Annotated in this window: 7 protein-coding genes; 3 read left to right on the plus strand and 4 right to left on the minus strand. The window is 47.8% G+C overall.

The annotated features are described in order from the left end of the window. Positions 1–4 precede the first annotated feature (4 nt). The 3 genes from ACFQ1C_RS16080 to ACFQ1C_RS16090 form a co-directional block, all read right to left on the minus strand. Positions 5–925 (minus strand): DMT family transporter, encoded by a 921-nt coding sequence (locus tag ACFQ1C_RS16080; protein WP_379559692.1) that lies wholly within the window; start codon positions 923–925, stop codon positions 5–7. Between the two features lie 87 nt (positions 926–1,012). Beyond that, complete coding sequence (locus ACFQ1C_RS16085) at positions 1,013–1,681, minus strand: Dph6-related ATP pyrophosphatase (protein WP_379559693.1); 669 nt, start codon at positions 1,679–1,681, stop codon at positions 1,013–1,015. Between the two features lie 532 nt (positions 1,682–2,213). Beyond that, positions 2,214–2,759 (minus strand): hypothetical protein, encoded by a 546-nt coding sequence (locus ACFQ1C_RS16090; RefSeq protein ID WP_379559694.1) that lies wholly within the window; start codon positions 2,757–2,759, stop codon positions 2,214–2,216. Between the two features lie 704 nt (positions 2,760–3,463). On the opposite strand from ACFQ1C_RS16090, the gene ACFQ1C_RS16095 reads away from it, so the two are divergent. The 3 genes from ACFQ1C_RS16095 to ACFQ1C_RS16105 all read left to right on the plus strand — a co-directional run bounded on the left by ACFQ1C_RS16095 (position 3,464) and on the right by ACFQ1C_RS16105 (position 5,776). Then, positions 3,464–3,811, plus strand: coding sequence for a hypothetical protein (locus tag ACFQ1C_RS16095; RefSeq protein WP_379559695.1), 348 nt, complete (start codon positions 3,464–3,466; stop codon positions 3,809–3,811). 74 nt (positions 3,812–3,885) lie between these two features. Further along, the gene (locus ACFQ1C_RS16100) at positions 3,886–4,536 is read left to right on the plus strand and encodes a hypothetical protein (RefSeq protein WP_379559696.1); all 651 of its coding nucleotides are present in this window, start codon (positions 3,886–3,888) and stop codon (positions 4,534–4,536) included. Positions 4,537–4,597: 61 nt separating this feature from the next. Next, positions 4,598–5,776 (plus strand): mechanosensitive ion channel family protein, encoded by a 1,179-nt coding sequence (locus ACFQ1C_RS16105; RefSeq protein WP_379559697.1) that lies wholly within the window; start codon positions 4,598–4,600, stop codon positions 5,774–5,776. Here ACFQ1C_RS16105 and glpD read toward each other — a convergent pair. Then, on the minus strand, positions 5,773–7,338 hold the full coding sequence (gene glpD / locus ACFQ1C_RS16110; protein ID WP_379559698.1) for a glycerol-3-phosphate dehydrogenase: 1,566 nt from the start codon (positions 7,336–7,338) through the stop codon (positions 5,773–5,775). The genes ACFQ1C_RS16105 and glpD overlap by 4 nt on opposite strands. Between the last annotated feature and the right edge of the window lie 185 nt (positions 7,339–7,523).

The raw sequence follows: 7,523 nt of genomic DNA on the forward strand, positions 1-7,523 counted from the left end.
CCTTTTATCTTTTTGTTTTACCAAAGGTGACCAGTGCCACGCCGATGCCAATTAGCAGCGCACCCGCAAACAAGCCTTGCGGTGGCGCTTCGCCTTGTAAATAGACCGCAACCGGCACACCCACTACGGCACCTACCGAACCGAGCAGGCTTAACATTACGGGGCCGCCGGTTTTTTGCAGTATGAACAATAATAAAAACTGCCCAGCAAATACCAGCGCTTGAGCGGCAATTAATAACAGCGGCAGCGTTTTCTGATCCGGAATCGCCAAAGAAAAGCCCGGCAGCAGGCCAATAGTTAATAGCATAATGGTGGCGGCAATTAGCATGCCCGGAGCCAGTGCATCAGCCGATACCCCTACAGGCCAGCGCAGAGTGCGATAGAGATTACCAATGGCCAATAATACTGGGCCGCACAACGCCAATAATACCCAAAACACATCGGCTTCGGGTGCGGCTAGCTTGTTTGCTGCTAACACACCGGCACCCGCTAGTGCGGCAGCAACACCGGCCGCTCTGGCCATTTTAAATTTTTCTAAGCCCAGCACCAACGCACCGATATAGGTAAGCAATGGCGGCAGCGAAATGATCAGCGCGACAAACCCGGCACCCACATGAGGCACTGCAGAAAAGAAAATCAGGTTTGATCCCGCCACGCCCACCAGAGCCGATACGCCATAATACTCTAGAGTACGGCGGGTGATGGGAGGCCATTTACCGCGTAATCCGGCCTGACACAGCAAAAGGGCGGCGGCACCACTAATCGACCAATATAAAAAGGCCAACGGCGATAATGTTATTTCGCTGGCCAGTTTCGCTAAATTGGTAGACAGCCCCAGTAGTGCACCACCAAACAGTAAACAGGCTAATGCCACCAACCCGGTTTTATCGTTGCTGCTTGCGACCTTGGTCGTTGTATCTGTCATTGCGTGCGCCATGGCTGTCGGTAATTCACTACCTTAGCATGCATCAACACCGCACCGAATACGCTTTATACCAAACGGGGTTTGCCCTTAACTGCAAGCTAATAAATCGGCAAAGATCAAACCGTTGCGGGTGACGCATTCGCCCACGTTAATGTTCAGCGGTTGTTTAAATAACGGGCTGTCGAACACAAAGGTATGAAACTCACCGTTTTCTCCACAGGGGTCGGTATCCGCTGGCAGAGCGGCTAATAATGTGGGCGTGAGTTCTTGCCCCGCAAAGTGAGGCGGCACTTTGTTGGGGTCTAAACAGGTGATTACAGTGCGTAAACCTGCATCAAACATGGCATAGGGTAGGACATGAGTGTCGGCACCCCAAATGGGGAATATCGCCGCCATATCGGCATCTTTTAGCTGTTTTTCTCGGTAATTTCGTACATCCTCCAATAACAGATCACCAAACGCCATGCCGATAATGCCGCGCGCTTTGGCTTGCTGAATAAAGGTATTCATGCGCTGATTGTACAGCTCGTTAGTGCAGGGCGAGGGCAGGCTAATAATGTCTAACGGCAAGCCTATGGCGGCCGCCTGCTGGCGTAACAGTTCGGTGCGCACTCCGTGCATGGCAACGCGATCAAACTCTTCGCTGATAGTGGTAAACAATCCTACGACTTCATACTCTGGATTTTGCAGCAACTGCTGTAGCGCCCACGCGCTGTCTTTACCGCTGCTCCACGACATTAAGATTTTTTGGGTCATTATTGTTCCATATTATATTGCTAAGACCGTCAGTATGTATGAGGCCGCAGAGCTTATGCGTATTATTCAATAGTGTGCGTATGCAGGGCCAAAATTCGGAGAAGAGTGAAGAGGCCTAATACCAATTATCTACAGACCACTCAGCGCTGAAGAAAAGGTCCACAGGTCAGCTTTTAAGCGCTAATATTTATCTAAGTAAAAGCACAAAACAAATGGTACATACCAACCCACCCCGAGCAAGGGGCGCCTTATTTAGGCAAGGAGTATTCGACCTCTTTAGGCCGTGCTATGGCTTTTGGTCGATTGAAATCGACCCTACAGAAGACATAAAAATCTGATCAGTTAGTTTTCCAGGTTGGTATAAAGGGTTTGCCTTTACCAATAAAGTTCTTTTCAGATTTGAGCCCTATTGTTCCGTGGGTTCCGTGGCAGGTCTATCTTGATACGACAGACAGCAAACAGCCAACCCAAAGGGCTGGCTGTTTGCTGTGCTTAGTGCAGTGTTCTATGTAGCTAATAGGTGAGGTTGCTATTAGAAGTTATAACCCATACCGACTACATAGTCCCAGCTACCATTGTCGTAGTTGTCGCCGGCACTGTTGCTGCTGTCAAACAAGAAGCTATATTCGGCACGTGCCTGCACGAAGGTGGTAGGCAGCACGTAATATTTCATACCGAGCTCTAGGCCCGCAGTGCCGGTTTCTTTTACGCCGTCACCGTAAATAGCACCCAGTGTGGCACCCACAAACGGACGTAGCTTTTCAGTACCAAAGTGATAATCAATAAAGCCTTTGGTGGCGCCTTGCCATGCGTCGTCGCCGTTATTTACAGCGGCCCAACTTGCTGATTGGCGCACACCGGCTACGGTGCGGTCATTTAAATACCAACCCATGTCACCGGATAAACCAAAGCTACCGTTATCGAAGTTCTTATTGCTTTTACCTACACCACCAATAGAGAACTCACGATCGCCCTCTTTGGGACCCACGCCCTGATAAGTGCCTTGTGCCTGAGACAGTGATGGGAGTAATAATGCACTGGCGCACACTGCCAATGAGATTTTTTTGAATGTTTTCATGAAAAATTCCTCATATGAACTTACAGGTTTTTATCTTGTAAATAATGCATATAGCAGCCTGAAAAAACCAAATTGCTTTGTTCCTTAGCAATAATTCACTATACACAGATCATGAACTCCATTCAGATCACTACTCAGTTGTAGTGCTAAGACATCGGGATGTCAAATAACTGACCATGTCAATTTTCGGTTTATTATGATGTTTTTTTACTTTTTACTGCGTATGGCAAGGTGAAGGAAAGCACACTAGCGAATCTATAATAAAGGCGAGGATGGGGCCATTCGAACGCCATACGGGTGCTACAGAGCATCTTAGAGAAAATATTAAACCGTGAAAAAGTGCGTTATCGATACCATTACCCGCATTTCTTCCTGAAATAAGGTCAATTTATAAGCGACGCAAAGTGACGCTAGATACTCAAACTGCGTTTAAACCCATAGGGATAGTACAATGAGCCTCTGGACCAGCTTGTGCCAAATGCGTAGAGATAACGCATACCACGCAGCTAGCAGTTTCATTTGGAGTACGTTCGTTTTCGGCCTTTATGAATGAGCTCAATATGGCACCATAAGTCTGTTCTTAGGTTATGTCTGTGGCAATGACCTTGTTCGGTAAAGATGTAGCTGAAAGCGAGTGGTTAAATCATTATTATCTGCGTGGTCATCTTTTGATATGACAACCGTTATTACAAATAGGGTATGCAATGAAAGCGATAAAATATGTGATGTTAGTGTTATTGGTCGGTTTGCTGTCGGCGTGTGATCATGGTTTTGAAGGGGAGTACAAAACCAAGGCCGGATCGGGTAATGAAATGCTGAATGCTTTTTCTGAGTTGATGGGCTCACACAGCATCATAATCGGCAGTGATTATATTGAGTCAGAAGGTGAGCGCACCACGTTTGAAGAAATTTTTGTGCGCAAATCAGACAATGGCCAGCGCTACTTGGTCTTTAAAGAGAGCCAAGGTGAACAAGCCTGGAAAATTATCGATGATAATACCCTGCAGCAGGGCAATGATTTGATAAACATTACGCTGCAAAAAATAAAGTAGCGTAAGTATGTGCTGCACTAAGCCCCGTCAATACGATGGGGCTTAGTGCGTTATGGGGAGAAACGGGCAGAGCCATGAACAAAAAAACTATCCATAAGACACTTGGTGGGCTACTACTGTTGCCATTAATCGTGTGGGTTATCAGTGGCGCCTTTTTTTTTATTAAGCCTGGCTATCAAGCGGCATTCGCGCCATTAGAGATTAAAACCTATCCGTTGGACGAGGCATTAACACTAACGGCCCAGCCGCAGTGGCAAGAGTTGCGACTGTTGCGCACCGTGTTAGGGAGTCATTTATTAATAAAGGAACAGGGGCAGTATCATCATTTAGATGCCAATACGTTAGCGCCAATGGCCTCGCCGACCCAGGCGCAGTTGCGCTTATTGCTAGAAGATGCCATTGCAAGCGATCCACTGCGTTATGGTCATTTAACCCAGCTAGACGATAATCTGGTACCGCCTAACTTAACTCAGCCTAAGAGTGTCATTACTGTTCACACCAGCACAGGGGTTGAGTTAACGCTGGACTGGGGGCGATTACAGTTGCGCCAGCTTGGTGCAGATACTCGTTTTATTAATGGCGTATATAGCATGCACTATCTGCAGTGGACACCTTATAAGGGGCTAAATAAGGTGTTGGGTTTTGTCGGGTTAGTCTTGTTATTTGGTTTAGCATTGAGTGGCAGCTTTTTGCTGCTGCGCTCTTCACAAGAAAAAGTGCGTTAACCGCTATAATATACGTTATTGTTAAAACGTGGGAATTTACCAGTAAAACAAGGATGTACCGATGGCGACTTCGAGCTTTACCCTGCTGTGGGATCAGTTTCAGGAAAGCCTGCAAGACACGAGTAATGCCCTAGGAATGAAGGGGCTTAACTGGCAAGAGCTGGCTGTAGTGGTGGTGGGACAATTATTAGTATCGTTGATGATACTGCTGCTGTTTGGGCTATTTTATTGGTTATTAGCCAACCTGCTTAAGCTGGTGTTAGGCCGCTTTAGCTATGGCGCACGACCGTTTAAAGCGGCGAGAATGGTACTGCGTTATTTATTGGGGTTGGCCATTATTATCGCCATATTGGCGCAATATGGAGCCCCGGACGGAGTGCTGAAAGGCGCTGCCCGAGCGGGGTTAATGGCATTGTCTTTTTATGTGGTGTGGCTGGTACTACTGCGTGGCCTTGCCTCTAGCTTGTCGAGTCATCATATAGACTCTTCGCTAGAGCAGCTGTGCAAAAATACGTTGTCGGTGGCACTAGTTGTCATGGGGTCCATTACTGTATTGGCCCAGTTTGGTTTTGATGTGCTGTCTATTATTGCCGGTTTAGGCATAGTGGGTATTGCCGTGGGTTTTGCCGCGCAGTCGACGTTAGCGAACTTTATTGCTGGTATTACCTTATTAATAGAGCGCCCGTTTCGCATTGGCGACTGGGTGAAGATTAATGGTGAAGAAGGCAAGGTGATCCGCATTGCATTTCGTACCACGTGGCTGCGTACTCGCGACAATGTATTTACTATGATCCCCAATGAACGAGTGGCCACGTCAGATATTGTTAACTTTAGCGTAGAGGGGCCCACTCGTATTCGCATTCCGTTGGGCATTGCTTATAAAGAGTCGGTGTCCCATGCGCGTGAGGTGATTATGCCCCTGTTATCGGCACATCCTCTGGTGATCACGAATGATCAGCTCAAACCACGATTGTTGCTGGGTGAACTGGCTGACTCGTCGTTAAACTTAAGTGCTCAGGTATGGGTGCATTCTAAAGATGTGGAAATTAAAGGCCGAATATCTTGTGAGTTACTAGAAAGTATCAAGCAGGGGTTAGATGATGCCAAAATTGAAATGCCATTTCCGCATTTACAGCTGTTTATTGATGAAGCTAAAGGCTTAGAACCTTGGCTGAACCCCGAGTTAAAAAAACAGTTACAAAAAGCAGCACCCAGCGACAACAAAGAGTTTGATCACTAGTTTATAGACACACTATTTTGTAACCGCCTTGTTTGCACATATTGTTGCAGGCGGGCTTGTTGCTCGGCGTTAAACACCAGCCCAAGTTTAGTACGACGCCATAGAATATCCTCGGCGTTATAAGCCCACTCTTCGGCTATTAGATAATCCACTTCTTGTTGATATAAGCCTGCGCCAAAGTCTTCGCCCAGTGCCGCTAGGCTCTGGCAGTCGTGCAAAAAATGCTGACACAAGCGCCCATAACTGCGCGCCCAACGTTGTAATATTGCGTGACTTAACCAAGGGTATTGCTGGCGCCATTCAGCAATAAGTGCGGGCTGTGAGATAAAATCGCCACCGGGCAGCGTGGCGGTTTTAGTCCAAGGGCCGGTGGCATGAGGAAAGTAGGGGCTAATGGCGTCGGTGACGGCCTCCGATAGCAAGCGATAGGTGGTAAGCTTGCCACCAAACACCGACAGCAGCGGTGCCGTTCTTTTAGGGGCGTCTAGGGTAAAAGTGTAATCACGGGAGGTGGTTTGAGCGTCGCCTTGTGTATTGTCTTCTTCAACGAGTGGGCGCACGCCAGAATAGCTCCATACTAGGTCGTTGGGGCCAATTTGCTGTTTAAAGTGCGCGTTAACGACCTGACATAAATAATCCACTTCAGTTGCATCTATTGCGACGTGTGCCGGATCGCCGTGATAATCCACATCGGTAGTACCAATCAGTGAAAATTGCTGTTCATAGGGAATAACAAACACGATGCGATTATCGGTATGCTGCAAAATATAAGCGTGGGGCTCATCGTGCAGTCGTGGCACCACAATATGGCTGCCTTTAACCAAGCGCAGCTGCTGAGGCGCAGGTTGGGTGATCACGTCGTTAAACAGTGAGCTGGCCCACGGTCCGGCGGCATTGATCAGTACTTTAGCGCGATAATGTTCTTGTTTAGCACCGGCGTACTTTTGTTTAACCGCTTCAGTCCCTGTATTAATATGAGTGTCCGTATTTTCTAGTGTAACGTGCCATGCACCCTGCTCGCGTGTGGCCTGTATACAGCGGGTGCGTGGTTTTATTTCTGCACCGTGCTGGCGTGCAGCCATGGCACACAGCACCACGAGTCGCGCATCATCCACCCAACCGTCGGAGTATTCAAAACCCATTTTCATGGTGTTTTTTAATGGACTATTGGCATTAAAGCGTAGGCTGTGAGAGTGGGGCAGGTGTTTACGTTTGGCTAGATGATCGTACAAGTACAGCCCTATACGCAGCATCCAGGCGGGGCGCAAGTGCGGTTGATGAGGAAGACGAAAGCGCAGTGGCCACATAATATGCGGCGCACCGGCTAATAATACTTCGCGCTCGGCGAGGGCTTTTCTTACTAAGCTAAATTCATAATGCTCTAAATAGCGCAAGCCACCGTGAATTAACTTGCTGCTGTTTGATGAGGTGGCCGAGGCCAGATCGTGCATCTCACACAGCGCCACCGTCAGGCCCCGCCCGGCGGCATCCATAGCAATGCCTACGCCATTCACGCCGCCACCAATCACCAGTACATCTACATCTGTAACGTCTGTAGGCATAACGTTTCCTTCATTTTATGGCAGTGCTACAGTGCTTAGTGATTATTTATCACATAAACATAGGCTCTAAAAAGCCGGTGTTTCTCTTTAACTAACGGCTTACAGCCTGTCACTTAGTCGTAAGCGCCCTTAAATCAGCACTTTAGCGCTTAAATACACATTTCACGAGCACGTTAGCTTAACTT

Source organism: Oceanisphaera ostreae (assembly GCF_042676125.1).
In the GTDB taxonomy this organism is placed as follows: domain Bacteria; phylum Pseudomonadota; class Gammaproteobacteria; order Enterobacterales; family Aeromonadaceae; genus Oceanimonas; species Oceanimonas ostreae.